The 24,493-nt window shown below is 69.5% G+C and carries 21 protein-coding genes and 6 pseudogenes; 9 read left to right on the top strand and 18 right to left on the bottom strand.

Going from position 1 to position 24,493, the window contains the following annotated elements:
* Positions 1-16 precede the first annotated feature (16 nt).
* The 3 genes and pseudogenes from ABZ478_RS22820 to ABZ478_RS22810 all read right to left on the bottom strand — a co-directional run bounded on the left by ABZ478_RS22820 (position 17) and on the right by ABZ478_RS22810 (position 2,580).
* Positions 17-862 (bottom strand): DUF3626 domain-containing protein, encoded by an 846-nt coding sequence (locus ABZ478_RS22820; protein ID WP_359552268.1) that lies wholly within the window; start codon positions 860-862, stop codon positions 17-19.
* Between the two features lie 72 nt (positions 863-934).
* Positions 935-1,066 (bottom strand): annotated as a pseudogene (locus tag ABZ478_RS22815) (peptidase E); the annotation flags it as partial.
* Between the two features lie 299 nt (positions 1,067-1,365).
* The gene (locus tag ABZ478_RS22810) at positions 1,366-2,580 is read right to left on the bottom strand and encodes an MFS transporter (protein WP_359552266.1); all 1,215 of its coding nucleotides are present in this window, start codon (positions 2,578-2,580) and stop codon (positions 1,366-1,368) included.
* Positions 2,581-3,093: 513 nt separating this feature from the next.
* On the opposite strand from ABZ478_RS22810, the gene ABZ478_RS22805 reads away from it, so the two are divergent.
* Both ABZ478_RS22805 and ABZ478_RS22800 read left to right on the top strand, forming a co-directional pair.
* Positions 3,094-3,840, top strand: coding sequence for an alpha/beta fold hydrolase (locus ABZ478_RS22805; RefSeq protein WP_359552264.1), 747 nt, complete (start codon positions 3,094-3,096; stop codon positions 3,838-3,840).
* A complete protein-coding gene (locus ABZ478_RS22800; RefSeq protein ID WP_359552263.1) occupies positions 3,824-4,000 on the top strand; it encodes a hypothetical protein in 177 nt (58 codons plus the stop codon). Before ABZ478_RS22805 ends, ABZ478_RS22800 begins: the two co-directional genes overlap by 17 nt.
* 4 nt (positions 4,001-4,004) lie before the next feature.
* Here ABZ478_RS22800 and ABZ478_RS22795 read toward each other — a convergent pair whose 3' ends face one another.
* Positions 4,005-4,454 carry a hypothetical protein gene (locus ABZ478_RS22795; RefSeq protein ID WP_359552262.1) on the bottom strand — a complete coding sequence of 150 codons (450 nt, stop codon included), beginning with the start codon at positions 4,452-4,454 and terminating at the stop codon, positions 4,005-4,007.
* Positions 4,451-4,909 (bottom strand): sigma-70 family RNA polymerase sigma factor, encoded by a 459-nt coding sequence (locus ABZ478_RS22790; RefSeq protein ID WP_359552260.1) that lies wholly within the window; start codon positions 4,907-4,909, stop codon positions 4,451-4,453. Before ABZ478_RS22790 ends, ABZ478_RS22795 begins: the two co-directional genes overlap by 4 nt.
* 218 nt (positions 4,910-5,127) lie before the next feature.
* On the opposite strand from ABZ478_RS22790, the pseudogene ABZ478_RS22785 reads away from it, so the two are divergent.
* A pseudogene (locus ABZ478_RS22785) lies at positions 5,128-5,214 on the top strand (AAA family ATPase); the annotation flags it as partial.
* A 52-nt stretch (positions 5,215-5,266) separates the two neighbouring features.
* Here ABZ478_RS22785 and ABZ478_RS22780 read toward each other — a convergent pair.
* Complete coding sequence (locus ABZ478_RS22780) at positions 5,267-5,905, bottom strand: HAD family phosphatase (RefSeq protein ID WP_359552258.1); 639 nt, start codon at positions 5,903-5,905, stop codon at positions 5,267-5,269.
* A 498-nt stretch (positions 5,906-6,403) separates the two neighbouring features.
* On the opposite strand from ABZ478_RS22780, the pseudogene ABZ478_RS22775 reads away from it, so the two are divergent.
* Positions 6,404-8,535: pseudogene (locus tag ABZ478_RS22775) on the top strand (SpoIIE family protein phosphatase).
* Between the two features lie 63 nt (positions 8,536-8,598).
* On the opposite strand, the gene ABZ478_RS22770 reads toward ABZ478_RS22775, so the two are convergent.
* The 3 genes from ABZ478_RS22770 to ABZ478_RS22760 form a co-directional block, all read right to left on the bottom strand.
* Positions 8,599-9,000 carry a TraR/DksA C4-type zinc finger protein gene (locus ABZ478_RS22770; RefSeq protein WP_359552256.1) on the bottom strand — a complete coding sequence of 134 codons (402 nt, stop codon included), beginning with the start codon at positions 8,998-9,000 and terminating at the stop codon, positions 8,599-8,601.
* A gap of 167 nt (positions 9,001-9,167) precedes the next feature.
* Positions 9,168-9,659 (bottom strand): GNAT family N-acetyltransferase, encoded by a 492-nt coding sequence (locus ABZ478_RS22765; protein ID WP_359552255.1) that lies wholly within the window; start codon positions 9,657-9,659, stop codon positions 9,168-9,170.
* Between the two features lie 281 nt (positions 9,660-9,940).
* Positions 9,941-10,648: a DUF4232 domain-containing protein gene (locus tag ABZ478_RS22760; protein WP_359552253.1), complete on the bottom strand. Its 708-nt coding sequence runs from the start codon at positions 10,646-10,648 to the stop codon at positions 9,941-9,943.
* 575 nt (positions 10,649-11,223) lie between these two features.
* Between ABZ478_RS22760 and ABZ478_RS22755 the strand changes: the two genes are divergently transcribed.
* Positions 11,224-11,958, top strand: a complete 735-nt coding sequence (locus tag ABZ478_RS22755; RefSeq protein ID WP_359552251.1) for an alpha/beta hydrolase — start codon at positions 11,224-11,226, stop codon at positions 11,956-11,958.
* 385 nt (positions 11,959-12,343) lie between these two features.
* Here the strand turns inward: ABZ478_RS22755 and ABZ478_RS22750 are convergent, their stop codons facing one another.
* Positions 12,344-12,730 (bottom strand): GntR family transcriptional regulator, encoded by a 387-nt coding sequence (locus tag ABZ478_RS22750; RefSeq protein ID WP_359552249.1) that lies wholly within the window; start codon positions 12,728-12,730, stop codon positions 12,344-12,346.
* Positions 12,723-13,514 (bottom strand): hypothetical protein, encoded by a 792-nt coding sequence (locus tag ABZ478_RS22745; RefSeq protein WP_359552248.1) that lies wholly within the window; start codon positions 13,512-13,514, stop codon positions 12,723-12,725. The genes ABZ478_RS22750 and ABZ478_RS22745 overlap by 8 nt, the downstream gene beginning before the upstream one ends.
* Before the next feature lie 208 nt (positions 13,515-13,722).
* Here ABZ478_RS22745 and pnuC point away from each other — a divergent pair, with 208 nt between their 5' ends.
* Both pnuC and ABZ478_RS22735 read left to right on the top strand, forming a co-directional pair.
* Positions 13,723-14,388: a nicotinamide riboside transporter PnuC gene (gene pnuC / locus ABZ478_RS22740; RefSeq protein ID WP_359552246.1), complete on the top strand. Its 666-nt coding sequence runs from the start codon at positions 13,723-13,725 to the stop codon at positions 14,386-14,388.
* Positions 14,385-15,503, top strand: a complete 1,119-nt coding sequence (locus tag ABZ478_RS22735; RefSeq protein WP_359552244.1) for an AAA family ATPase — start codon at positions 14,385-14,387, stop codon at positions 15,501-15,503. The genes pnuC and ABZ478_RS22735 overlap by 4 nt, the downstream gene beginning before the upstream one ends.
* Before the next feature lie 121 nt (positions 15,504-15,624).
* Here ABZ478_RS22735 and ABZ478_RS22730 read toward each other — a convergent pair whose 3' ends face one another.
* The 6 genes and pseudogenes from ABZ478_RS22730 to ABZ478_RS22705 form a co-directional block, all read right to left on the bottom strand.
* Positions 15,625-18,456 (bottom strand): Pls/PosA family non-ribosomal peptide synthetase, encoded by a 2,832-nt coding sequence (locus ABZ478_RS22730; protein ID WP_359552242.1) that lies wholly within the window; start codon positions 18,454-18,456, stop codon positions 15,625-15,627.
* Between the two features lie 138 nt (positions 18,457-18,594).
* Positions 18,595-19,293, bottom strand: coding sequence for a histidine phosphatase family protein (locus ABZ478_RS22725; RefSeq protein WP_359552240.1), 699 nt, complete (start codon positions 19,291-19,293; stop codon positions 18,595-18,597).
* 334 nt (positions 19,294-19,627) lie between these two features.
* Positions 19,628-19,753: pseudogene (locus ABZ478_RS22720) on the bottom strand (IS5/IS1182 family transposase); the annotation flags it as partial.
* A 115-nt stretch (positions 19,754-19,868) separates the two neighbouring features.
* Positions 19,869-20,555, bottom strand: a complete 687-nt coding sequence (locus tag ABZ478_RS22715; RefSeq protein WP_359552238.1) for an HAD-IA family hydrolase — start codon at positions 20,553-20,555, stop codon at positions 19,869-19,871.
* A 113-nt stretch (positions 20,556-20,668) separates the two neighbouring features.
* Positions 20,669-21,046: pseudogene (locus tag ABZ478_RS22710) on the bottom strand (SRPBCC family protein); the annotation flags it as partial.
* Between the two features lie 37 nt (positions 21,047-21,083).
* Positions 21,084-22,094 carry an aldo/keto reductase gene (locus tag ABZ478_RS22705; protein ID WP_359552236.1) on the bottom strand — a complete coding sequence of 337 codons (1,011 nt, stop codon included), beginning with the start codon at positions 22,092-22,094 and terminating at the stop codon, positions 21,084-21,086.
* 560 nt (positions 22,095-22,654) lie between these two features.
* On the opposite strand from ABZ478_RS22705, the pseudogene ABZ478_RS22700 reads away from it, so the two are divergent.
* Both ABZ478_RS22700 and ABZ478_RS22695 read left to right on the top strand, forming a co-directional pair.
* Positions 22,655-23,035, top strand: a pseudogene (locus ABZ478_RS22700) (DEAD/DEAH box helicase family protein); the annotation flags it as partial.
* Positions 23,036-23,397: 362 nt separating this feature from the next.
* Positions 23,398-23,775, top strand: a complete 378-nt coding sequence (locus tag ABZ478_RS22695; protein WP_359552234.1) for a helicase associated domain-containing protein — start codon at positions 23,398-23,400, stop codon at positions 23,773-23,775.
* 77 nt (positions 23,776-23,852) lie between these two features.
* On the opposite strand, the gene ABZ478_RS22690 is transcribed toward ABZ478_RS22695, so the two are convergent.
* The gene (locus tag ABZ478_RS22690) at positions 23,853-24,458 is read right to left on the bottom strand and encodes a PepSY domain-containing protein (protein WP_359552232.1); all 606 of its coding nucleotides are present in this window, start codon (positions 24,456-24,458) and stop codon (positions 23,853-23,855) included.
* Positions 24,459-24,493: the final 35 nt, after the last annotated feature.

Here is a 24,493-nt window from a genome sequence, read left to right as displayed (position 1 = left end):
TTGGTGTGCACGGCATTCAGGAGCCGCTGAGCTTCCCGAACCGGGCCAGGCAGTGCCAGACCTTCTTGAGATCCTGCAGAGCGTACCGGCCTGTGTGGGCGGCTTCTCCTATGACCCTGGGAGTGAGCCAGCCGCGGGCAGCGATCTCGGCTCCCAGGTCCACATACGCTTGGCCTCGATAGTGCGGACGCCGACGCAGTTCGGCCACGCTCAGCCGAAACCCGGGATGCCACTCGACGGGGCACCGCAGGCGTTCTGCCGCGTATTCGACCGCTGTGCCGCGATAGCTGGGGTCCAGCACGAGTGCCTCCACGTCACCGTCAAATCGAACAGGCCCGTGGATGTGTGCCTCGATGTGACCGTCCAGGGGATCCGTGTCCGCTGCCTCGGCAAGCGCGACAAGCGCACATCGATCGGCGACACCGAAGGCAGACGGCTCGGCGGAACTGTCCGGATAGCAGAATGTGGCGCGCGTGAGGGCTTCAGGCTTGAGTCTGAAGAAGGAGGAGCCGAATCGGGGAGCACCACCGTGCGGATCACGGCGGTGGTTCAACGCGCCGTAGACAGGACGCTGGTCAGGCGCGGCGTCGTCGTACGCGCCGGCGAAGATACGGCTCTCCCAGCGCCAGCGGTCTCCGCCTGGACGCGCGGTCAGCCCGCCGTTACTCGTTCCTGTGACGAACTGTGACCGGTAGACGCCGTCGTGAGCCATCTGGACCAGGATGGGACGGCTCCCCGCGGCTCGGTCGGGATGAAAGTGCATCGTCACCCGTAGGTCCGCAGGGAGCGGCTTTCCCTTGGACGCGGCGGCGACATGTCGCAGAGCCCTGTCCTGGATCGAGACGGTGACGTCAGCAGCCATGTCACGTGGCTCCCTTGAGCAGCCGGCACGACAGACCTTCCTCCGTCACACCGTGAGTTTCATCGGCCTGCACCCACTGGCCGTTGGAACGAAGCACACCTTGGGCCGGAGGCCCCTCGCGTGGTTCAGCAGCCAGTCGTCGAGCAGTCCATCCTCGTCCCAGCCGCCCCCAAGAAGTGCGACACGATGAGCGGGAACGACCACCACGAGACTGCCTCCCGAGCTACAGGCGCCGCGAAACCAGGGCTGCGCGCACACTGCCGCGCCACGAGACCCATCCGCAACCCAATAGACGGCCGTGCCGGCACGGCCGACGGTGTGCCACGGGCCGGGAGGGGCGGCGATGGCAACGGCCGCCGCCCGCGAGCACGACCGGCTGCACCGCCGCTACGCCGGAGCGCCACACCGCGGTCGCCTCGGGGGCGCGGCCGGTCCGAGCAGCCCCGCCCGCCTGCCGGACGCGACGCCCCGCCGGGAGACGCCGCCGAGTCCCGTTCGCCCGGTCAGTCCGCGGTGGGGACCGGTGTCTCCTGTGCGGCCACCGGCGATGCCTGCGTGATCACTTCGGAGGGCCGCCGACCCCGGTCCATGACACCGCCCGTGAAGGCGAGGGCCAGACCTGCCACGGCGAGCGCCGCGCCGACCAGGTTGGGCGCGGCCCAGCCCCAGCCGGCCGAGATGACCAGGCCGCCGAGCCAGGCACCACCCGCGTTGGCCAGGTTGAAGGCCGAGTGGTTGGAGGCCGCCGCCATCGTCGGGGCGTTCTTGGCCTTGGCCATGAGCAACATCTGGACAGGTGTGGTGATGAGGGAGCCCATCGCGCCGATGAAGGTGATCGTCACCAGGGCGGGAACGGTGCCGTGTACCGCGAAGTAGAACGTCACCAGGGCCGCGGCCAGCAGGATGAGCCCCCAGTACATCGTCGGGCGCAGTGCGCGGTCTGTGAGCGGTCCGGCGATCAGGGTGCCCAGCGTCATACCGACGCCGTACAGGGCGAGCACCCAGGTCGTCGACGAGTCGGAGATTCCGGTCAGGTGCGTGAGCATCGGGACGAGGTAGCTGTACACGGCGAAGAAGCCGCCGAAACCCACGACGGCCGTGGCCAGACCGATGACGACCTGCTTGTTGCCCATGGCTTGCAGCTCGTGCCGGATGCCGGACTGCTCCCCGCGCGGCTGGTGCGGGACGAAGGCGGCCAGCGCGGCCAGCGCGATGAGGCCGATGACGGCGACCGCGCCGTAGGCGGAGCGCCAGCCCAGATGCTGGCCGAGGGCCGTGGCGGCCGGAACCCCGACGATATTGGCGATGGTGAGCCCGAGGAACATCTTCGAGACGGCGCGCGCCGCCCTGTCCGCAGCGACCAGCCGCGAGGCGACGACGGCGCCGACGCCGAAGAGCGCGCCGTGCGGCATGCCCGCAAGGAAACGGGCGGCGAAAAGCGTGCTGAAGCCCGGGGCGACGGCCGACGCCGTGTTGCCGATCACGAACAGCCCGGTCAGGAGCAGCAGCAACCGCTTGTGCGGGACACGCGCGCATATGCCCGTCAGCAGCGGAGCGCCGACGACGACACCGAGCGCGTACGCCGACACGACGTTGCCGGCGTGCGGTACGGACACACCGATTCCGTCGGCGATCTGAGGCAGCAGCCCCATGGTGGCGAACTCGGTCGTGCCGATGCCGAACGCGACGACCGCCAGGGCCAGCAGAGCCAAGGGCATGGTGCAGGAGAACCTTTCAAAGACGACGGGCCGGGGGCCAGAAGCGGGACGGACTCCTCCGCGGTTCCCTCGTCGGGTCGCACCAGTCGTCATGACCCGAAGCGCCCTGGAAGAGGGTGAGCCCATAGGGATGCAGCAATGGAGCGAAGGCATCCATTCCAAGATCGCCTGGTGATGTGCGGCATCGGAACTGGGCTCGACACCCTGACTGCGGCGGCAGGCCCCGGCCGGTGAGCAAGGATAACCGTTGGGACCCGACACCGACCGGGAGGGGTCACCGTCCGGACGTGCTACGGGCTGGACGAGGAGTTCTCGGACCGGATTCTCGGCTCCCGCCTCGGTGTGACGCCTGAAGACGCGCCTCCGCTGCGCTTAGGAGACCGGCGAACGACACCGGCCGTGATCGCTTGCGACGACCGGCCCACTTGGCGGGGAACGTTTTCGCTCCGTCCCGCCTCCTGGCATGCCGAAGCGGGCCCTCCGGAGACCCGCCGAAGGTGAGAGGTGTTTCCCATGACATCGAGCACAACGTCGGTGACGACCGCCGTCGACAGACCACTCCCGAACGCTGAGGGCGCGAAGCACAGCTGGCTGGAGGTGCGCGGCTTCCGGCTGCACATCGCCGAGTACGGGGCCGGGGCGCCGGTCCTGCTGCTGCACGGCTTCCCACAGCACTGGTTCGCCTGGCACCGGGTCGCCGTGCAGTCGACCACCGGACAACGACTGATCTGCCCTGACCTGCGGGGCTTCGGTTGGTCGCAGCAGACCCGGCGCGGCTACGACATCGACGGCTTGGCAGACGACATGCTCGCGCTGCTGGACGTACTCGGGCTTGATCGCGTGCATCTGGTCGGGCACGACTGGGGTGCCCACGTCGGTTTCCGGCTGTGCCTGCGGGCACCGGAGCGGTTCAGCGGTTACCTGGCGCTCAACATGGCGCACCCCTGGGCCCGGCAGCGGGCCATCCTGCCGAACGTGTGGCGGCAGTGGTACACCTGCCTTCATCGAGTATCCCGTGATCGGCCGCGCCGTGCTGCGCCGCTGGCCGGCCTTCGCCCGCTTCCTGCTGCGTCACCAGGTCGCCGACCGGTCGGTCTGGCAGGCCGACGAGCTCGCGGAGTTCGGCGCCGCGGCCCAGGCCGGCGCACATGCCGGGCAGGCCATGTTCTGGCAGTACGTGGTCCGGGAGCTCCCGGCGCTGCTGCGCGGCACGAGGCGCGCGCAGCGGCTGACGGTCCCGACCGTGATGCTCGGAGGTGAGCGGGACAACGTGATACCGCCGTCCATGCTGGCCGGGGGCGAGAGCCACGCGGACGATCTCACCGTGCGGATCGTGCCGGGCGTCGGCCACTTTCTGCCTCGGGAGCGTCCGCGCGTGGTCGCAGAGGCGATGAGGGAGCTGTTCGCGACGGAGCGTTGAACGGCTAGGGGCGCAAGGCCGCCCGCAGTGCGACCTTCCGGATGAAGGCCCGCCTGCGGCGGACCTCGAAGGCGTACGCCCACTGAATCGGCCGCAGGGCGGCGGGACGCGCCGCGCCGAGCATGGCGAAGCGCGTGCCGTCGCCCTCCGGTGCGGCGGCCATGCCCCCTACGACGAATCGCGACTGCATCAGACACCAGCCGGGAGCCAGCCGCACCTCGAAGGCGCTGCGGCAGCCCAGCGGGCCCACCGCGAGGGCGCGCTTGCGGTCGGCGTCGCCGGGCGGGACGCGGAACTCACGCAACAGGGGCAGGAAGTGTGGCAGCTCGCCTGCCAGATCCGAGGCGGCCGCCCACACCTTGTCGTACGGCAGCTCCAGCCGCTCCTCCGCGTACAGGGTGGTGTGCAGGCCCGCGGCCATCAGCCGCAGCCGGGTCACGGCGTCAACGCTCATAGTTGCCATGCCTTCCGGAAGGCTGAACGGGCCCGGTGCAGCCTCGACTTGACCGTGCCCGGCGCGACATCCAGCATCTCGGCCGCGGTTCGCTCATCAAGCTCCTCAAGCTCGCGCAGGACGAGCACGGCGCGATGGTGCACAGGCATCCGCGCAAGCACGTCGCGTACTTGGGCCGACAGTTCGCCCTCACCGACGCTGACGAGGCCGCTCAAGCGGGCGACTTGGTCGGGATCGACAGCCCGCTCTACGGCGGTTCGCCGCGCCACCCGCACTGCCTCGCGTACGGTTACGGTGCGTACCCATCCGTAGAAGGCCTGTGGATCGCGCAGTCTCCGCATCCCGACGAAGACCGCGGTGAGGGCCTCCTGGACGGCGTCCTCGCAATCAGACAGGGCGATCGGCCGGCACAGCCGAGTCACATACGGCGTCACCACGGTCAGCACCTCGTCCATCGCCAACGCGTCACCAGCCCGCGCCGCCCGCACCAGCCCGGCCACGGCATCCCACGGCGGCTGAGGGTCTCCTGCTGAGCCATTCATCACCGCGGACACTACAGCTTCGGGGATGAGCGCATGATGCGCGGTGCGGTGGTGAACAGGCAGCGCCTGATCGGCGACTCCGGCACCGGCAAGTCCCACATGCTCATCGCCCTGGGCACCGAGGCTGCCAGTTCAACGGCACGATCATCGAGACCGGCACCGACTCCTACCGCCTGGCCGGCACGCGAGCCCGGGGCGAACGCGCAGAAGCGGGATGATCAACCGCTTCCATGCCTGGCCGACAACCGCTGAGTGCCGGCCGGGCCGACGTCATCCGAGCGGGACACGCCCTGGGACCAGGGGCCCGGCGTCCACATGAGCTGCGATGCGCGTGATGGTCCGGGCGTTGTCCTCGAACAGATGCCCCTGCATGCCCGCCGCTTGGGCAGCTTCAATGTTGACTGCGACATCGTCGATGAAGAGACAGTTCTCTGGACGCACGTCCAAGCTGGCGCATGCGGCCTCATAAGCTCGCAGGTCAGGCTTGCCGATGCCGATCTCGTGCGAGTAGACGATCTGCTCGACGAGTTCGTCGAAGTGGTACAGCGCCGACTCCCGCTCCCGGGCACCGACGAAGCTGTTGCTCAGGATGCCCAGCCTGCAGCTTCCCCGCAGCCCTCGCACATGGGCGATGAGTTCCTCGTTCGGCGTCCCCAGGTATTCCGTCCACAGATCAGCCATGAAGGATTCGACCTGGGGCGCGTCCAGACCCAGGCGGCCTGCCACCTGTTCGTGCACGTCTCGTTCGCTGATGCTCCCGACGCTTCCAGCCCCCCACACGTCGCGCATCCGCTCGTCCACAGTGCCCGGCGGCAGCTCCAGCCGCTCTTCCCAGCGTTGCCCCCATCCCGTTTTCGGCGTGATCTCCAGCACGCCGCCGATGTCGAGAATGACGCAGGTCGCGGTCACGCGAACTCCCCCTCTTCGTCCTGCCTGGTCAGCGAGCACACACCGCCCGCTCATGTGGCTGATGCAGGACACTGTCGCCCTTCCCGTTGGGGCAAGGTCAAGTGAGGTCACGGCACCGTTCGGCACGTCCGGAGCGGTGCTCGTGAGGTTGAAGAACAAGCTGAGATCCGGAGTCATATCTGTACGATTTGCACGAGCAATCCCCAGCTTCGTCAGATTGGCACACTGTCGCCTGACGGCAGTGGACGTATTGTCCGTATATGGGTGACGTCAGGTACGGCCGGTCCGGTACTGGGCTCCTGGGACCGTCTTCTCGTCGCTGCCGGTGCCGACGCTGTCCGGCGCCATCGCCACACAGCGGCTGCGCGGGGACGGAACCCGCCGATCAGAACCCGTGGGGCGCTCGACGCGTTCCCGGGTCCCAGCCCGGACAATGGCGTCCAGCAACGGCGGACGGACATGCGGATCGCCGGTTGGCGCCTCACGGGGAGGTGAAGCGTGTGCGACACAGCCGCTGACGCTCGCTCCCCGGGGTCCGGCTCTGACGCACTGGAATCCGTCCTTGACCAGTGCGCGCGGGAGACCGGTGCCTACGCCGGCGGTGTATACGTGTTGTCCCCGGACGGGCAGGTGCTGCAGCTCGCGGTGCTGAGCGGAATCTCCAGACGAATCGCTGCACCCTGGGCACGAGTCCCACTGGCCGCCGCGACCCCGGTGAGTGATGCGGTGCGGCAGCGAGGTCTGGTATGGATCGGCAGCCAGGAGGAGTTGGCGCGCCGCTACCCGCGGCTGGCACTTGTCCTGCCGCATCCCTTCACCATGGCCGCCGCTCCGATCGGCATCGATTCGACGGCGTGGGGCGGCCTGGTGCTGCACTGGTCCAGCGCGCACGCTTGCACTCTGAGCCCGCATGAGCGTGAGGTGATCAGCGACACCTGTCGCAGCATGCGCCCGATCCTCCAGCAGGCCGCCGCGAGTGGCCGCGTACTGGCGGGGCCCGAGCCACGCATCCTGCCTGTCCCGCACAAGCGCACCCTCGGCCCGGCCGAAGCCCAGGCCGCGGCCGATTTCACCGAGCGCCTACCCAGCGGCTGCTGCGCGCTCGACACGGACGGCCGGATCACCTTCCTCACCACCGCCGCGGCCGAGCTCCTCGGCGCAGACATCGCCGACCTGCTGGGGGCCCGTCCATGGGAGGCGCTCGCGTGGCTGGACACCCCGGTCGCCGAGGACCGCTACCGGGCGGCGGTGCTCAGTCACCTACCGACGTCGTTCACCGCCCGGCGCCCCCCGGACCAGTGGCTGCAGTTCCACCTGTATCCGGACACGTCCGGCATCAGCGCGCGCATCGTGCCGACCCCCGCGTCGGATGCCGTGCCTCCTCCGGAGCTGCTGCACCCGCACCCGCCACCGACCCCGGCCGGGCCACTGCCCTGTACCAGCTGATGCACCTGGCCGCCACGCTCACCGAAGCGGTCGGCGTGCAGGACGTCGTCGCCAGGGTTGCCGACCAGGTGCTGCCCGCCTTCGGTGGTCAGGCCCTGGCTCTGATGGCCGCTGAGGAAGGCAGGTTGCGGATCATCGGATACGACGGCTGCTCCGCGGAACTCATGGACCGTTTCGACGCGGTCCCGCTCACCTTGGAGGCCCCCGCGGTGCATGTCCTGACGACAGGTGTCCCGAGCTTCTTCGGCACCTTCGCCGACCTCGCACGGGCCTACCCGCCCGCCGTCCGGCAGGACGAGATGGCCGCCTGGGCGTTTCTGCCGCTGATCGTCTCCGGCCGCCCGGTCGGCTCGCTGGTCCTCGCCTTCGATCGGCCGCGCACCTTCCCCTCCGAGGAGCGCTCCGTCCTCACCGCGACCGCCGGACTGATCGCACAGGCACTGGACCGCGCCCGTCTCTACGACGCCAAGCAGCAGCTCGCGCACGACCTCCAGGCCGGCCTGCTGCCTCGCACGCTGCCCTGCATTCCCGGCCTCGATGTGGCCGCCCGCTACCTTCCCGCCAGCTACGGGATAGAGGTCGGGGGCGACTTCTACGACCTCATCCGCCTCAGTAGGACGGCGGCCGTCGCCGCCATCGGTGACGTTCAGGGACACAACGTGAAGGCCGCCACTCTCATGGGTCAGGTCCGCACCGCCGTCCACGCCGGTGCCGGCGCACCGCCCGGCGAGGTCCTCGCCGGAGCGAACCGCCTGCTCACCGACCTCGATGCCGGCCTGTTCACCAGCTGCCTCTGCGTCGCCCTCGACCTCGCCCGCCGGCGCGCCTGTATGGCCACCGCAGGGCACCTCCCGCCGATCCTGCGCCACCCGGACGGCCACACCGAGGTTCTTCAGCCGCAGCCCGGGCTCCTTCTCGGCATCGACCCCGCCGCCGACTACCCCACGACGGAGCTACCGCTGCCGCCGGGCGCCGTGCTCGCTCTGTACACCGACGGACTGGTCGAGGCTCCGGGCACGGACATCGAGGATGCGATCGCCGCCCTCGCCGACCAGCTCGCGCGCACCCGAAACCAGTCCATGGACGCCCTGGCCGACAGTCTGATCGCCCGCGCTCAACGATCCGCACCCCGCAGCGACGACGTCGCCCTGCTCCTGATCAGCCCACACGCAACCGGGACCTGACGCGGGCTTGTCCAGGTCCGTCAGGATATGGCGGTGCGTACCGCGGCGACTGACCGGCTGTCGTCAAGCGCGGCGTGGGTCGGGCCGGGCGCAGCGGACACAGGTGGTCGCTGCTGGACGGATCTCCAGGCGTTCGGGGGGAATCGTCTCGCCGCAGCCTTCGCACCGCCCGTACTGTCCCTGTTCGAGTCGTTCGAGTGCCCGGTCCAGTTCTTCCAGGTGCTCGCGCGTCTGAGTCATCAGGGCGGCGACGTGGGCACGCTCGAAGGCGGTGGTGCCCCCTTCGGGGTCGTGCTCGTCGTCCACTGCGACCAGGGCGTTCGCCGCGACGATCCCGTCGAAGTCGCGGCTCAGTGCGGCCGCCCGAGCCAGGGTGTCGGCGCGGTCGGCCGCGAGGCGTGCGCGGGCGGTCGAGAAGGGGGACGGGCTGGGCCCGCCATGATCGTACCGGGATACTTCGCCCATACCTGGTCAGCGCTGATTCCCGGTCGCCTATTCCACCGGGCCATCCGCGCCCCGCCGCCGCGCAGGTGCGGTACCGGCGACGGCGGGAAGCTGGACGGGCAGGTTCGGCTCGCCGGCGCGTCAGCCGCCCTGTGAACCGGTGCACCGCGTCACTCGCGTCATTCGCGTCACTCCGACGTAATGCGAAACTCGAATTCAGGGCGATCCCACAGTACGGCGGGCGGGCTCGCGAGCGCGGTCCCGATCCGCACCGCACCGACGCGGTGATAGAAGTCCTCGGCGGGACGATGCGACACGACCAGGACACGGTCGAGCCCGGCGGCACGGGCTTCGGACTGCATGTGCGCGACGAGCAGTCGTCCAACACCCCGTCCTTGTGCCTCGTCGGCGACGAACAGCAGGTCGAGCTCCGGTGGATCGAGGACGAGCGAGTAGAACCCGATGACCCGGCTGCCTCCCTGCTCGTCCGCGCCGACGGCTACGAAGACGCGGTGGGCCTCGATGTAATCGGGACCGACCCGATAGCCCGCGACCGCGGATGCGTACTTGCCCTCGTAGGCGCCTGAGCCACGCACGAGCCGCGTTAGCCGCTTGGCATCCCGCGCGACGGCCCTCCGTATCGTGATCGACTGGCCGATCGGGGAAGTACGTGAACTCATCGGGAGAGTATTTCGCACCGGCGCACACCCTCGTGCATCGGGTCGGCTGCTCGGGCAGGCGTTCCCGCACCGCTCCCCGGAACCACTCGCCCAGGCCCCGAGGCGATCACGTCACTGCCGCATCGCTCCTTCCGGCCATCCACATCACCAGCCGGCGGGCGGCCCTGGGTGGGGCGCCCGCCGGTGCGACCCTCAGGCGGCGCGGCACGTCGAGCGAGCCTTGCGACTTTGTGACCGCGGTCGCGCTGGAAGGTGGTGACGCATCACTGACCGACGAACCGTCAGAAGTCGTACGGCTTGTCGGTGTTCCAGTTCAGCACATCGGCCTCGTTCCAGCTGAACTGCGGCTTCTGGCCCTTGGCGTCGACCGAGTAGAAGGGGCCGACGATACCGTCCGCGCCGCGCAGCGCGATGGCGAACGAGTGCGCCGTGTGGTTCTTCGAGCCGTAGTCGAAGAGGTTCACCGCGCTGTATGCCTTGTCTCCGGGGCGGAGCGTGATGTGCTTGGCGCCACCCGGATTGTCCTTCTTCGAGTGCGGCAGTGCAGGGCCATCGACGTCCCCGCCGAGCTTCACGGCCGGGTACGAGGTGACCCAGCACGGCTTGGTGCCCTCGTTCGACGCGGTGACCAGCAGGTGGTCGCCCTGCTGGCCGGCGAACCGGTGCACCGCGGTGACCAGCATCTCGTCTCCGCGGCACTGCTGGGCGCCGGCCGTTGCGCTCTTGCTCGCGGTCCCGTCCCTCCCGCCCAAGACGGCCGCCGAGCGCGCCCCCACCTTCGTGTCACCACGGTGGGCCTGCTCCGCACCGCCCGTGCCGTCCCCGGTGGCCGCGGACCGGCTCCGCGCGGTACCAGCGGCATGGTCTGCGCCCGCCGTCTTCGAGCCATCGCCGGCACCACCACAGGGTGTCAGACCCAGCGCCAGCGCGGCGGTGACGGCGGCCAGGGCGGTGGAACGAGCGGTACGGCGGACACGATGCGTGGTCATGATGAGCTCCCCCATGGCCTGTCGGAACGCGGCACCTCCGCCCGCTCCCGCAAGGCGAGGCGGCCGCATCGACTGTTTCGCTGCACCCCGTGAGATGACGCCGGGATGAGTGGCGTTCCCCCGGGTCTGTCCGCATTTGGTAACAAGCACCCAGGTGTGGGCACCTCCATTTTCACGACCGGACGGTACGGGAAATCCGGCTCGGGACCTGGAGCAGCGCCCAGCGCTCAACGCCGCAGGACCACCCGCAGGCGCAGGAGCAAGCTGGTCGGCCCAGGAGCGGCCCTTCGGCCGCGCGCAAGAACAGCACGGCCTGCTCAAGGCCGGCGCGTCAAGTTGGCACCATCCCGGTGGCTCTGTGCGATGTTCCGGCCCCTTGGCATCCGGCCCCGGAGCCCGCGCAGAAATAGGTTGGCGGGACCGCGACGGTCGCTGCTACCTTCGCGGAGGCCGTGCGAGAGAACAAGGAGGTGGTACCCGTGAACGAATCGACATGGGTGCTCTCCTTCGGGGTCACGGTCGGGCGATAGGTCGTCCGGGAGCGCCGTTCAAGCGCACTCCCGAAAGGCACGACCATGGCCCTTCACTTCACTTCCGAACGGCGCCTCGACGACGGCGTCCTGGAACGCGAATTCACCCTCGGCGAGATCCCCGGCATCCTGTGGACACCCGCATCCGCGCCGGTGCCGCTGATCCTGCTCGGCCACCCTCCGCTCGGACTGCACAAGATGTACCCCCGGCTGGTGGCGCGGGCCCGGCGCGCCGCGGCGGATGGCTTCGCCGCGGCCACCATCGAGCTTCCCGGCAGCGGCGACCGACCCCGATGGGCCGCCGCCGAGCAGGCCCGCGCCGACCTGCGCCGGGCCATGGAAGCGGGCGAGCCGGTCAGCGACGAGATCATCGACGCTCTCGTCCTCCCGCTCGTCGACAAAGCGGTCCCGGAATGGCAAGCCGCCCTCGACGCCCTCCTGTTGCTGCCCGAGATCGGCGGCCCGGTCGGGTACTCGGGGGGAGTGATCTCCATCGGTGTTCGACTTGCGGTGGTCGAGCCGCTGATCGTGGCCGCGGGTCTTTTCGCCGGGAGTTTCGTACCACGCGCCATGTTCGAGGAAGCCCGCCAGGTCACCATTCCGCTGCACGTCCTGCTGCAGTGGGACGACGAAGGCAACCATCGGCAGGCGTCCCTGGACCTGTTCGACGCCTTCGGCTCCAAGGAGAAGTCCCTCCACGCCAATATGGGCGGGCACGCCGGCGTCCCGCAGTTCGCGGGGGACGCCGCGGCCCAGTTCTTCACCCGGCACCTGAAGTAGGGCCGAGCCGCCAGGTCATCAGCAGACGCCAAGCCATCTCGGCCAGGGTGCCGATCGTCAACGGCAGGTCCCGGCACTCCTCTGCTGTCCACGCCGTGGGCCGCTGCCAACTCGGCAGGGGCCCACGCTGCCGCCGGCGATGAACCGGGCGATTCCCGCGGTGCTTCGGGTGCTGCTGCCCAATCGCGCGTCCAGGTGATGCGCTTCTCGTGGACAAGGTCAGTCGCCGCGAGCGCGAACAGTAAAGCCGCGACTTTGGCGGCGTCTTCGGCGTACTGGACCGCGGAGTTGGCCCGGTCGAGGGCACGGCATGCGCTGAAGGCCTCGATGCCGACCTTGATGGCATCTACGCCTGCTCCGCCGGCCGCTGTCCAGGGGCAAGTAGCTAGGAGCGGTCCGGCCCGAGGGCTTCGCGGACGGCGGCCATGATGGCCTCGGTATCGGCGCCCAGTGCGCGGGCGGAGGAGGTGAAATCGCGGGCAAGAGTGGCTAGTACAGAGGCGAATGGGCGGGCCGGGTCGGCTGGGGGTACCGCGACCCGGGAGCCCGCCCCGCGGCGGGTGCGGATCAACCCGGCGGCCTCCAGTTCGCGGTAGGCGCGCGCCACGGTGCCTGGTGCGAGGCCGAGGTCCGTGGCCAGTTGGCGCACGGTCGGCAGCCGGTCGCCCTCGGCCAGCCGGCCGGTGACGATCAGCGCGCCGAGTTGCGCACGGATCTGCGCGTACGGCGGTACCTGGCTGGCAGTGTCGACGCGGACGGCGGGCTCATTCATCGTCGAGGGATCCCTTCGCCGCATCGTCGTCTACGGCCCGGGGGGCCACCACGGTGATCAGGGACCAGATGACGGTGAACAGGTTCAGCAGGGCCAAGGGATAGAACACCCAGAAGGTGAGCGCGCCCATCGCACCGGCGCAGCCCGTCTCCGTGAGTGAGATGGAGATCATCAGCACTGCGTACAGCTGCTGGCTCGACACCAGCAGGCCCCACGCCCCGGTGACGGCCCACGCGCGGTCGCGACGCTGCTGCGCCCCGCCCGGTCCGTGTGCGATGCGGCGCAGGGCCCACACGCAGGTCGGGGTGGCTATGGCCAGGGCGCCGAACGTCGGAAGGCTGTAGTACATCCCTGGCCAGGGGCCCAGGCTTGCCGGCATCCCGTTGCAGGAGACGGCGATGACCTTACCCGTGCTGAAGATACGGTGAGGGTCGACGGAGGCCGTGGCGGCGGTGATGGCCAGCAGGACGGCGAGCGAGACTCCCTGAAGGGCGATCAGAGGGCCCATGCGGGGTGGCACATGATCTCTGACCAGGCGCGGGGCGAGACTCGCGGTGCGTACCGCGTCCTGCGGGAGCAGGGTCAGCGCGTCGGCAAGAAGGACGCCGGCCACCGCGCACAGGCCGAAGGCCGTGATGCAGAACACGACGCGCTGCTCGAACTCGACGTGCCCCAGTGTGGACAGCGCCTGTGCGGCCACGATGCCGATGGCCAGTCCGGACCAGCGGGCGTAGTAGTTCGCGTGGTCGAGAAAACAGCGCTGGAACGGGGCGGTATCGAGCACAGAGAGTCCCCCTCGGATCATCTTGTATCAAGCAGCAAGCACAAGATGCCTCAGCTGGAATCTTGTGTCAAACATCCGGTACAAGGGGAGGACGCGGCGGCACCGACATCAAGCTCGCCGGTGGCGAGCGGACCCATCAGAAGGGCTTGGCACGCGACGCTGCCACCATTTATCGTCATGCTGACATTTACTGGGCAAGGAGCTCTCCATGGCTGTCAGCGACGTCCTGGGCGACATCGTCGCGCCCCTGAACACCGTGTTGTTCGACTTCGGCCGCGATGCGGTGACCTGGGCGGAGCTGCTCGGCTTCGCCACTGGTGCTGCCTGCGTCTGGCTGACCGTCAGGGCGCGAATCGCCAACTTTCCCGTCGGCATCGCCAACAACCTCTTCTTTCTGGTCCTGTTCTGGAGCGCCCAGTTGTACGCCGACGCCCTGTTGCAGGTCGTCTACCTGATGCTGGCGGCCGTCGGCTGGTGGACCTGGCTGCGTGGCGGCGAGCGCCGCTCTCCCCGCCCGATGGGCCATGCCTCCACGCGCACCGTCGCCTTCCTGCTGCTGCTCGCCGTCCCCGCGACCTGGGGTCTGACGGTGGTCTTGACCCGCGCCCAGGACATCGCACCGTTCTGGGACGCCCTCACCACCGCACTGTCGCTGGTCGCCCAGTGGCTGCTCAACACCAAGTGCTACGAGAACTGGTACTTCTGGATCGCCGCGGACGTGGTCTACATCCCGCTGTACTTCGCCAAGGCGCTCTACCTGACCGGCATCGTCTACGTCCTCTTCTTGACGATGTGCCTGATCGGACTGCGCAGCTGGCACCGTGAGCTGGCCGCCGGCCGGTCGACCGCCGCAGCGGACCTGGTGCGCGCGTGACCGCCCCCTTCGACCACGGACTGGTCATCGGCAAGTTCTATCCCCCTCACGCCGGCCACCACTTCCTGGTGCGCACCGCGGCGGACAGCTGTCGGCGCGTCACGGTCGTGGTGATGGCAGCCGACGTGGAGTCGATACCACTGGCCGACCGGGTCGGCTGGCTGCGCGAGGCGTACGCGGGCCGACCCCAGGTGGCCATCGCCGGTGTCGTCGACAACATCCCGGTGGACTACGACAGCGACAACGCCTGGGCAGGGCACGTCGCCCTGATGCGTGAGGCGGTGGCCGCCGGAGCGCATACGGCCATCCCGGTGGACGCGGTGTTCACCTCAGAGCCGTACGGCGCCGAACTGGCGCGCCGGTTCAGCGCGGCGGACGTCCGCCTGGACGCGGCGCGAGAGACGTTCGCGGTCTCCGCCACCGCGGTCCGCAGCGATCCGGTGGGCCGCTGGGACGCGCTGGAGCCGCCGGTGCGGGCCTGGTTCGCCCGGCGGGTGGTGGTACTCGGCGCCGAATCCACCGGCACCACCACGCTCTCCCGCGATCTCGCGGAGGCACTGCGCAAGCGTGGCGGTCCCCATTCGCTCACCCGTTGGGTTCCCGAGTACGGGCGCGAACTGACCGTCGCCAAGCTCGCGGTGGCCCGCGCGCTGGCCGCCCGCCGCGGCCTGCCGGAGCCCACCGTTTTCGACCTGGAGTGGAGTGACGCCGATTTCGAGGCCGTCGCGGCCCGTCAAACGGCCGAGGAGGAACGCGCCGCCCGAACCGGCGGGCCGGTATTGGTGTGCGACACCGACGCGCTGGCCACCACCGTCTGGCAGGAGCGCTACGTCGGCCGGGCCACCGAGGCGGTGCACGGTCTCGCCAACGCCATGCCGCCCAGGGCGCTGTATCTGCTCACCGACCATGAGGATGTGCCGTTCCACGACGACGGCCTGCGCGACGGTGAGGAGTTGCGGCCCTGGATGACCGAGCGGTTCCGCAAGGTGCTGTCCGGGCGCGGTGTGCCCTGGCAGGAAGTGCGCGGCGACCGCTCGACCCGGCTACGACTCGCCCTGGAGGCAATCGACCGGCTGCTTCAAGAGGGCTGGCGGCTGACCGCCCCGCTCGGCTGAAGGCGGCGACATCGCAAGCTTGGCGAACCTCGTTTCGGCGCGGTCCTCAGGGGCTGGTTGATCACCAGTGCCTGCATCGGCTTCCACCTCTGCCCTGGCCGCTGAAACACGGCCTGGACGGTCAGCCGCGGATCAGCCCGTCGGTCTGCCGTTCGCGGAGGGTATCTGCTTCCTGGGCGGGATTTCCCTCCCACCGTGTCTCAGGGGGAACTTCCTCGCCCTTCATCAGGAAGGAGTCGGGGGCGAGCTGTGCCCGGTCGCCGATCGTGGTGCCGTAGTGGACGAGGGCCCCCACGCCGATGGTGACGCCCGCGCCGAGCGTGGCGCGGTCGGACTTGAAGGCGCCGTCCTCCTGCGAGTGGCACTGGATGACACTGCCGGCGTTGAGAGCGCTGCCGTCTCCGATGCTGACGAGGGTCCGCTCGGTGATGGCGCAGCCGTCGTCGAAGACCCGCCGTCCGATCCTGGCGCCCAGCAGCCGCCAGATCAGGGTCTTGAACGGGGTGCCGTTGAAGACCTGCACGTACTCGTGCGACGTCAGCTTCCAGTAGCGCTCGTGGCCCCAGAAATCGGGCTCGTAGATCGAGCAGTACAGCGGTCTGAGCGGCCGGAATCCCGTGACGACCCTTTCGATCAGAGCGAAGTAGAAGACGGTGAACGCCATGGTGAGCAGGCCCCCCAGCGCATAGACCGGCACACCGACGGTCGAGAAGAGCTCGACGGCGGTCATGGCGATGAGGACGAGTACGAAGAAGTGGAACCAGCGTGCCAGCAGGTGAAGGCTCGCGGTCACGGCGTTGTGCCTGTTCTTGGCGGCGAGCCGGCGGCGCAGTTCACCGCCCTGGGCGAGCTGGTCGAAGCGGGTGTCGCGCAGTACCGTGCGCGGGATCTGGAAGCTGGGTGAGCCGAGCAGTCCGACGCCTTCGCGTACCGGGCCGTCGATGGGGACCATGGCCTTGGTCGCGACCAGGCAGTTGTCGCCGGTCCGGCCGCCGGAGGGGTAGGCGATGCGGTTGCCGATGAAGTTGTGCGGCCCGATCGAGGTGGGGGCGAAACGGAAGGACGAGCTGGAGAAGTCGACGTTGATGATGGAGAGGCCGTCGGCGACCATCGTCCCGGTGCCCACGGTGCTGAGGTACGGGGTGTCGTGCTTGACGAGCGAGCCGAAGTTCGACCCGGTCTGTTCGACATGGCACAGGTCGTATCCAAGGCACCGCAGGTAGTGCACGATCGCGGAGCTGTCGCCGAAGAGTGTGGTGAAGAACCTGATGTTGGTCAGCCGTGTGATCGCCCGCTGGACGCCGTGGTGGAAGCCGTACAGCGGGTAGGTCCTGCCCGGTTCGATCGCCAGGCTGAGCAGCCGCGGGACCGTGCTCACGACCAGTAGTCCCGCGACGATGCCTCCGAAGAAGGCCACCAGGGACGCGGCCAGTGCCTCGATGTAGAACGCGGGACTGGTGAAGGCTTGGGGTCCCGGGGTGAACACAGCGTTGAGCTGCGGGACCGCGGTGAACACGAGGCTCACGCCGGCCAGGGTCAGTGGCAGGTACACCAGCAGCAGGGCGAGCAGTTCCGACAGGCTGTAGAGGACCCTGCGAAGAGGGCCGCACACGGCTGGTTCGACGGTGCGGAAGTCGGTCGTCGTCGGCTCCGCCGGTGTGCCGTGCCACGACTGTCCGGCCGGAATCGCCTGCCCGGAGTGCAGGGAGGAGGCGTGGCCCAATTGGCTGTCGTCGCCCATCGACGTGTCGATGTCGACGACTGCCTGAACGCCGACGGTCACATCGGCGCCGAGGACGACGGGACCCGTCTCTATGCAGCCGTCATGCGCGCGGTAGCAGGACAACAGCACGTCCTTGCGGACCACCGTGCCGTCACCGATGGTCAGCAGGTCGGTGCCGACCGGGACGGTCCGGGACAGGAAGGTGACGCCCTTTCCGATGTGCGCGCCGAGCGCTCTGAGGTACAGCACGTACTGCGGTGAACCGGTGAACAGACGTACCGGGCTGGCGCGGACGAGGGTCTTGACGCACCAGAAGCGCAGATAGGCGGGACTCCACAGAGGGATGCTGCGGGGGGTGAAGCGGCCGATGAGCAGCCACTTGACCGCGACGGGCAACGCGCAGGCGCCGACGAAGAGCACCGCACTGAACAGAACCGCCCTCAAGTAGACGCCGGCCGTCTCCGAACCTTCCAGGGTCCACTGGTACCCGAGTACGGCGATCGTGGCGCCCAGGGAGGCGAAGACGAGGAACATCAGTAGCTGAGCGGTCCCGCACAGCACATGCCGCCATGGGCTGCACTGGGGCGCAGCCGACACGACGGATCGGGAGCCGCTCTCCGCAGGGACGCGCGATGCGGTCTGTGAGGTGGCATGCGAGGGCTCCGAGGACCGGCCGTCAGCGGGAGCCTCCGTGAACGCTTCGGCCAGGCTCCGGATCGTCGGGTACCGGTAGATGTCCTTCATCGACACCGTCGGCAGGTCCTCCCGCTTCCGCACCCGAGCACAGAACTGCGCCATCACCATCGAATCAGCACCCAGATCGGTGAAGAAGTCGCCGTCCACCGGAACCCGCTCGGCACGCAGAACGCCGGCCAGCACCTCCGCCAGAAGCCCTTCTGTGCCGGTGGACGAATCCGTCGTCGGCTCAGCGGCGGATCGAGTGCCCGCCGGCGCCTGGGGGGAAGCGCCGGCGGTGAACGCTTCGGCCAGGCTCCGGATCGTCGGGTACCGGTAGATGTCCTTCATCGACACCGTCGGCAGGTCCTCCCGCTTCCGCACCCGAGCACAGAACTGCGCCATCACCATCGAATCAGCACCCAGATCGGTGAAGAAGTCGCCGTCCACCGGAACCCGCTCGGCACGCAGAACGCCGGCCAGCACCTCCGCCAGCTGCGTCTCGGTGGCTGTCGCCGCACTCGTCGTGCCTTTGGCGGTGGCATCGGAATACATGTGCTCTCGTCTCCAGTCAGGCCACTTCACAGTCTGCCGCCCGGGCGACGTCCCTGCCGAGCGCGCCGGGGCGACGGCCCGCGACAGGTGAGGCACGGCCTCCCCGCTGCGCCGGGCCCGGATGCTCCGTCCCAGGACCTACCCATGGCCGGCGGACATCGCCTCCCGGGAGGAGCCTGATCGTTCCCCGCCGCCAAGGCGAGCCACCGGCAAGTGGCGATCACTTGCGGCGGGCACGGACATCGCCGAACGCGGGACGGGCCACGGGCGGGCCTCCGGGACAGGGGCGTGGCCGAGCTGTACGTCCCAGCACCCGTCGCGCCACGTGAGGGAGACGGCCGACAGGGGTGGCACATGGACATGCCAGAAGTTTCTTGCCGGTACGGCCAGCGCGTGGATGAGCGCGGCCCGCACGACGGCCGCTTCGGTGATGGCCAGTGCGTGGCCCGTGCCGGACGCTACGCCGCTCAGCCAGGTCGCGATGCGGCTGCAGAGCTGACGTACGGACTCACCTTCGTGCGGTGCGGCATCGGGGTCGGTGAGCCAGGCGGTGAACCCGTCGGGGTCGCTTGCGGCGATGTCGCCGACGGCGCGACCGCACCACCTGCCGACGTCGAGGTCCCGCAGCGCGGGCTCGGACGCTGCCGCCAGCCCCAAGGCGTCGGCGGCCTGCGAGCAGCGGATGGAAGGAGCCCGGACGGCCATGTCGTGCGATGGGAGCCCCGCTCCCATCACGCTTGCCTCACACACGCTGCGGTCACTGAGGGGGGCGTCGCCGAACGACGGATCCACGGCGGCGTCCGTGTCGGGGGCGCACAGGAACGTCAGGCGGATCATGGGACCGACCTCCTTCTTGGCCCGGCATGAGTCCGGTGGCGTGAGACCACGGGGGCAGCACCGCATGACACGGGCGGCGCCGCGTCGTGACTCATGAGCTCAAGGGTGATGGGAAGCGCCCCGCTGGAACATCCGCCGGATGTCCGGAACCACCCCGCCAACCGGCCCATGAACCCGCCACCGCTTCCCCCCTCCCCCCGTGCGAGGGCGGCACGTCGGCCGGGTATGGCAGGTGCGGGGCGGCGGCGGTCGCGTTACTCGGCCCGCTGCTGGGCGGCGGACGGGACGTGATCGGATTCGCGCGTAGGGTCCGCCACGAACCGGCTCGGCCGGCGCGGCGGCGGCGGTGGGGCATCACGAGTCCGGTGCCCGGGTAGACGCCGTCGGCGATCGTCGGCGTCCTCCCGACAGCGGTCTTGGCGCCCGATTGCTCCTACGCCTCGCAGTCGCTGTGACCCGCGTGCGACGCAGCGTCGTCACCGACTTCGCGAACTGGGGCGGACTCGGTCCGGTGAACGGGACTCTCGACCGTCCAAGACGGATCCGGCGCCGTGATCACACCAGCCAGGGAGAGATCATTCCACTGTGGCTGCCCCCTCCAGCCGGTGAGGGAGGGATCCCGAAGCGAAAGCGAGGATGTCGCCGACTGCTTCGCGCAAGGTGCCGAAGTGGCGATGCACGCCGTCCACCGCTGCCGAGGTGTTGACGCCCCACACCGTCATCCCGGCACGCAGCCCTGCCTGCACCCCAGAGGGAGCGTCTTCGATGACCAGGCAGTCCTTCGGTTGGGCAGCAAGTCGCGCGGCCGCCTGCAGATACGGCACCGGTGACGGCTTGCCTTCCTTCACAGCGGCCGCGTCCACTACGACCTCCGGGACCGGCAGGTCCGTCCGTGCGAAACGGCCACGCACCCGGTGCTCGTAGTTCGACGTCACCAGTGCCCAGGTTCCGGGCCGCAAAGCGTTGAGCAGTTCCGAGGCACCGTCGAAAGCCGCATAGACCCCGCTGCGGACGTCCTCGTCCTCCAACTTGTGCAATACGGCAAGGCACTTTCGAGGATCCTGGTCCGGAGCGATCTGCGCGAAGGTCTCCATCGGCCGGATTCGTAGGGCCACTCGATAGACGTCATCAGGGTCCAGCCCGTATCGCTCTGCCCACGTTCGCCAGACCAGGCGCTGATTGCCCAGAGCATCGATCAACGTGCCATCGACATCAAACAGGACATACCTCATGGCACCGGACGGGCGGGGTTCACTGATCACGTGCCGATCATGCCATCGGGCCCTGAACAGGCAGTTTGCGGGACGGCCCTTAGGAGCGGCTCCCGCCTTCGGGCCTCCTTCCACGACTTGACGGGTCCCTCTCCACTGCGGTCTCAGGTCGAGACGGTCTTGTGCAGGGCCTCCAGGCCGTCACGGTAGATCCCGGTGAACAGGTCGACTGCTTCGGCGTCGCTGGTGCCGTCGGGGGCGAAGCGTCCGGACCACTGCACCTCGGCGGCATCCTGCCGGCCGGGGACCGGGTGGACCCGCAGGGTGGAGAGGTAGCCGGTGACGGGGAAGGGCGCCTGGAGGATGGCGTAGCTGTAGTGGTGTTCGGTCTCGCTGAAGTCCACGAGACGCTCGACGATGACCTCGCCGTCTGAGTTCGTCAGCCGGCGGACCCGGCCGCCATCGAGTGCGGTGCTCTCGGGGATGCAGGGGAGCCAGTCGGGCAGGGCGTCGAAACCGCCGATGAGGTCCCATACCTGGTCTTTCTCCTGGAGAGGTGGTGCTGGTGGTGTGTTCGGGTCAGGCGCCGTCGGGGAGGGGCGCGGCCGGGCTGACCAGGCCGTCGGCGCGGAGTTCCGTCCAGAACGCGGTGGGGATGGACTCGTTGAGGGCGGCGGTGTCCTCAGCGATCCGGCTGGGGCGGGAGGCGCCGGGGATGGCGGCGGCGGTCACCGGGTGGGCGAGGGAGAACTGCAGGGCGGCGGCCTTGATGCTGATGCCGTGCTTGTCGGTGAGGGCCTTGAGGCGCCTGACCCGCTCGATGATCTCCGGCGGTGCCTGCTGGTACTCGAAGTTTGTGCCGCCGGCGAGGATTCCGGAGCTGTAGGGTCCGCCGACGACCATGCTGACGTTTTGGTCTTGGGCCATGGGCAGCAACCGCTGGAGGGCGTGCTCGTGGTCGAGGAGGGTGTAGCGGCCGGCGAGCAGGAACCCGTCGGGCTGCGGCTCGTCTAGGGCGAGGGTCAGCTCGATGGGCTCGGTGCGGTTGACGCCCAGGCCCCATGCCTTGATGGCGCCCTCGTCACGCAGGCGGGACAGGACACGGAAGGCGCCGGTACGAGCCTCCTCGAACTTCTGCGTCCACAGGTCGCCGTGGAAGTCCTGTGCGATGTCGTGGACCCAGACGATGTCGAGCCGGTCGACGCCGAGACGCTTCAGGCTGCCCTCGATGGAGCGTTCGGTGGCGTCGGCGGTCCACTCGTGGAGGATCTTGTTGGGGTTGCCGTGCTCGAACAGTCCGCCCTTCTCACCGAAGTCGGGGACATTGGTCTCCGGCTCGTCGAGGATGACCCGGCCGACCTTGCTGGACAGCACGTAGGAGTTGCGGGGCTTGGTGGACAGCACCTGGCCCAGGCGTTCCTCGGCGAGGCCGGCGCCGTAGAAGGGGGCGGTGTCGTAGTAGCGGATGCCCTGGTCCCAGGCGGCCTCGACGGTGGCCCGGGCGTCCTCGTCGGCGATCGCGCGGAACATGTTGCCAAGCGGGGCGGTGCCGAAGCCGAGACGGCCGGGGAGGATTTCCTTCAGTGACATGAGCAGTGCCTTTTCGATCGATGCCTCGGTCATGGGGGGTGAGGCCGGTGGGGAGCGGATGCCTCCTGCCGGTGCGGCGGCTCGGCAGATGGAGCCGGGGCACGGAGGTGGGTCATCCGTGAGGCCGTTCGGGCGGCCCATTTAGATGCAGAAGCGCCTTACATGCGTTCGACAATAATTGCAGACGCGGGCTAATACAAGTGGGGTTCGCGACGGACGGCAGGGGCCTGGTGGGTCACCCGCCAGACGCGCACCCGGCCACCCACCACTGCGCAGCCGGACCCGGCCGCGCGGAGATCCACCCCCGAGCCACACAGCGGGCCCGGTGCCAGGCCGTCACACGCCTAGCATGAGGGGCGAGGCGACGCTCCAGCCGCACTGGCCCGGACCTCCCCTGCGCCCAGCGCATGCGCAACCACACCGGCTCAAGCCCAGGACGTAACGCGTGACGAAGACTCTCCGCGCACACCAGCGCGAGGCCGTGGACGCGGTGCTCCGCGCTCTTGAGCTGCCCGCACGGTCGACCGTGCCCGAGGGGGGGTCTGCGGACGCAGGCGGTCATGGCGACCGGCTCCGGGAAGACCCTCGTCGCCGTGCGCGGCGCGGAGGAGTTGCAGGCGGGTCGTGTGCTGGTGCTCGTGCCCTCGCTGGACCTGCTCACCCAGACCGAGGCGGCCTGGCGCGAGGGCGGCCGCACCGGTCCGATGATCGGGATCTCCTCCCTGCGCGGAGGCGAGGCGGGCTTTCCGAACACCACGGACGTGAGCGAGCTCGTCGCCTGGGTGCAGCCATTCGACAAGGTCACGGTGTTCGCCACATACGCGTCCCTCGGACTCGGCACACTCGAACGCGCCCACGCCGCCGGCCTGCCCGGCTGGGACCTCATCGTCGTCGACGAGGCCCACAGGGCCTCGGGACGGATCGGCAAGCCCTGGGCAGTCGTCCACGACAACACCCGCATCCCCGCCCTGCGTCGGCTCTACATGACCGCCACTCCCCGGCTCTGGCAGACGGGCGAAGACCCTGACCAGGAGGCGCCGGGCGCACCGGGCGAACCGGTCGCCTCGATGGAGGACGACCCCAAGGGGCCGTTCGGAGCCCGCTGCTACACACTCACGCTGTCCGAGGCGATCGACCGAGGCATCTGTGCCCCCTACCAGGTGGTGTGCGTCGATATCACCGACACTCAGTTCCAGGCCGCCCTGCTCCTCGGAGCGGACGGGCGTTCCGAGGCAGTGCGCGGGCCGCGTGGGTACGAGCCCAGCGGGTCGGCTTCGACGAACTCACCGGCGTACAACAGTGGATGCTCGAACACGTCCTCGGCGTCCAACCCGCCGACGACGACGAGAGACCGAAGCCGCGCCGCACCCAGGCCGACAAGTGGGCGCTCAACCTCGCCGCCGCCAAGCAGTTCTATGAGCGCGAAGGACATCTTCGCGTACCCCGCAAACACATCGACGGCGACGTGAACGGCGACGGCGACGTGAACGGGAGCGGTGAGCACCAGGAGGTGCGGGCGATCAAGCTCGGAGCATGGGTCAGCAACCAGCGAAGCAGGGCCGCGGCCCTGTCACCGGAACGCGTCGAGCAACTCTCCGCCATCGGCATGCGCTGGACATGGTCCAGCGCGCCCGGGCACGAGCCAGGTGAGTGCGGCGAAGCCGACGTCGGCCGGCGGTGACGGCGCAGCGGAGCGGAGTACCGGACTTCGTCGCACACACGCGACCCGCCGCACACCGCCCCGCCCGCGCCGTCACGTCAGTGGTCGTCGACTCCGTGGCCGCCACGGTCGTGGTCCCGGCCCCGGCCCCGGCCCCGCCCGCGTCCGTCGTCGTCACCGGCCTGATCGTCCCACGCCTTCAGGCGGTCGTCTCCGCCGCCGTGGACGCCGTGGTCATCCCCCGGGCGGTCGTCGCCGATGCTGGTGGATCCGCCCTGGCCACTCCCCCGACGGTCGCCGCCGGTGCCGGTGCCGGTGGAGCCTGCGTGGTCGTCGCCCGGGCGGTGGTCGCCGACGCGCCGGTCCAGGATGACGGCGCCCGTGCGGGTGTCGACGCGCACTTCGCGCCGGATGCGGTCGGCACCGACGATGTGCACCTCCCAGTAACCCGGGTGGTCGCCGTCGACTTCGACCTCGGTGACGGTTCCCGGGTACACCTTGCGCGCGGCGGCCGCCGCCTGGGCGGCCGTGAGCGACCTCGACGACGTCGACAGTGCGGGTGCCGGCGAAGCCGTGGCGGACGGTCGGTCCTCGGGACCGCCGCCGTGCCGGTCCGTGCCGCCCGTGGCGAGCGCCGAGTACCCGCTGCCGCCGATGAGTACGGCGGCCGCCAGGACGGTGGCGATGGAAGTGGTGCGCTTCATGTCGAGCCTCCCCGGCCGGACGGCTGCCCGGCCCG

It is taken from the genome of Streptomyces sp. NPDC005706 (assembly GCF_040631045.1).
In the GTDB taxonomy this organism is placed as follows: Bacteria; Actinomycetota; Actinomycetes; order Streptomycetales; family Streptomycetaceae; genus Streptomyces.
Note: the sequence above shows the minus strand (reverse complement) of the source record. Positions and strands in the feature narration are given on the sequence as shown.

What these genes read in the sequence shown, in the direction of transcription:
- ABZ478_RS22725 (WP_359552240.1), bottom strand. Translation starts at nt 19,293, where the DNA reads ATGATCCGCCTGACGTTCCTGTGCGCCCCCGACACGGACGCCGCCGTG.
- ABZ478_RS22810 (WP_359552266.1), bottom strand. Translation starts at nt 2,580, where the DNA reads ATGCCCTTGGCTCTGCTGGCCCTGGCGGTCGTCGCGTTCGGCATCGGC.
- ABZ478_RS22805 (WP_359552264.1), top strand. Translation starts at nt 3,094, where the DNA reads ATGACATCGAGCACAACGTCGGTGACGACCGCCGTCGACAGACCACTC.
- ABZ478_RS22750 (WP_359552249.1), bottom strand. Translation starts at nt 12,730, where the DNA reads ATGAATGAGCCCGCCGTCCGCGTCGACACTGCCAGCCAGGTACCGCCG.
- ABZ478_RS22755 (WP_359552251.1), top strand. Translation starts at nt 11,224, where the DNA reads ATGGCCCTTCACTTCACTTCCGAACGGCGCCTCGACGACGGCGTCCTG.
- ABZ478_RS22695 (WP_359552234.1), top strand. Translation starts at nt 23,398, where the DNA reads ATGCTCGAACACGTCCTCGGCGTCCAACCCGCCGACGACGACGAGAGA.
- ABZ478_RS22690 (WP_359552232.1), bottom strand. Translation starts at nt 24,458, where the DNA reads ATGAAGCGCACCACTTCCATCGCCACCGTCCTGGCGGCCGCCGTACTC.
- ABZ478_RS22770 (WP_359552256.1), bottom strand. Translation starts at nt 9,000, where the DNA reads ATGGGCGAAGTATCCCGGTACGATCATGGCGGGCCCAGCCCGTCCCCC.
- ABZ478_RS22790 (WP_359552260.1), bottom strand. Translation starts at nt 4,909, where the DNA reads ATGGACGAGGTGCTGACCGTGGTGACGCCGTATGTGACTCGGCTGTGC.
- ABZ478_RS22730 (WP_359552242.1), bottom strand. Translation starts at nt 18,456, where the DNA reads ATGTATTCCGATGCCACCGCCAAAGGCACGACGAGTGCGGCGACAGCC.
- ABZ478_RS22760 (WP_359552253.1), bottom strand. Translation starts at nt 10,648, where the DNA reads ATGACCACGCATCGTGTCCGCCGTACCGCTCGTTCCACCGCCCTGGCC.
- ABZ478_RS22765 (WP_359552255.1), bottom strand. Translation starts at nt 9,659, where the DNA reads ATGAGTTCACGTACTTCCCCGATCGGCCAGTCGATCACGATACGGAGG.
- pnuC (WP_359552246.1), top strand. Translation starts at nt 13,723, where the DNA reads ATGGCTGTCAGCGACGTCCTGGGCGACATCGTCGCGCCCCTGAACACC.
- ABZ478_RS22820 (WP_359552268.1), bottom strand. Translation starts at nt 862, where the DNA reads ATGGCTGCTGACGTCACCGTCTCGATCCAGGACAGGGCTCTGCGACAT.
- ABZ478_RS22795 (WP_359552262.1), bottom strand. Translation starts at nt 4,454, where the DNA reads ATGAGCGTTGACGCCGTGACCCGGCTGCGGCTGATGGCCGCGGGCCTG.
- ABZ478_RS22705 (WP_359552236.1), bottom strand. Translation starts at nt 22,094, where the DNA reads ATGTCACTGAAGGAAATCCTCCCCGGCCGTCTCGGCTTCGGCACCGCC.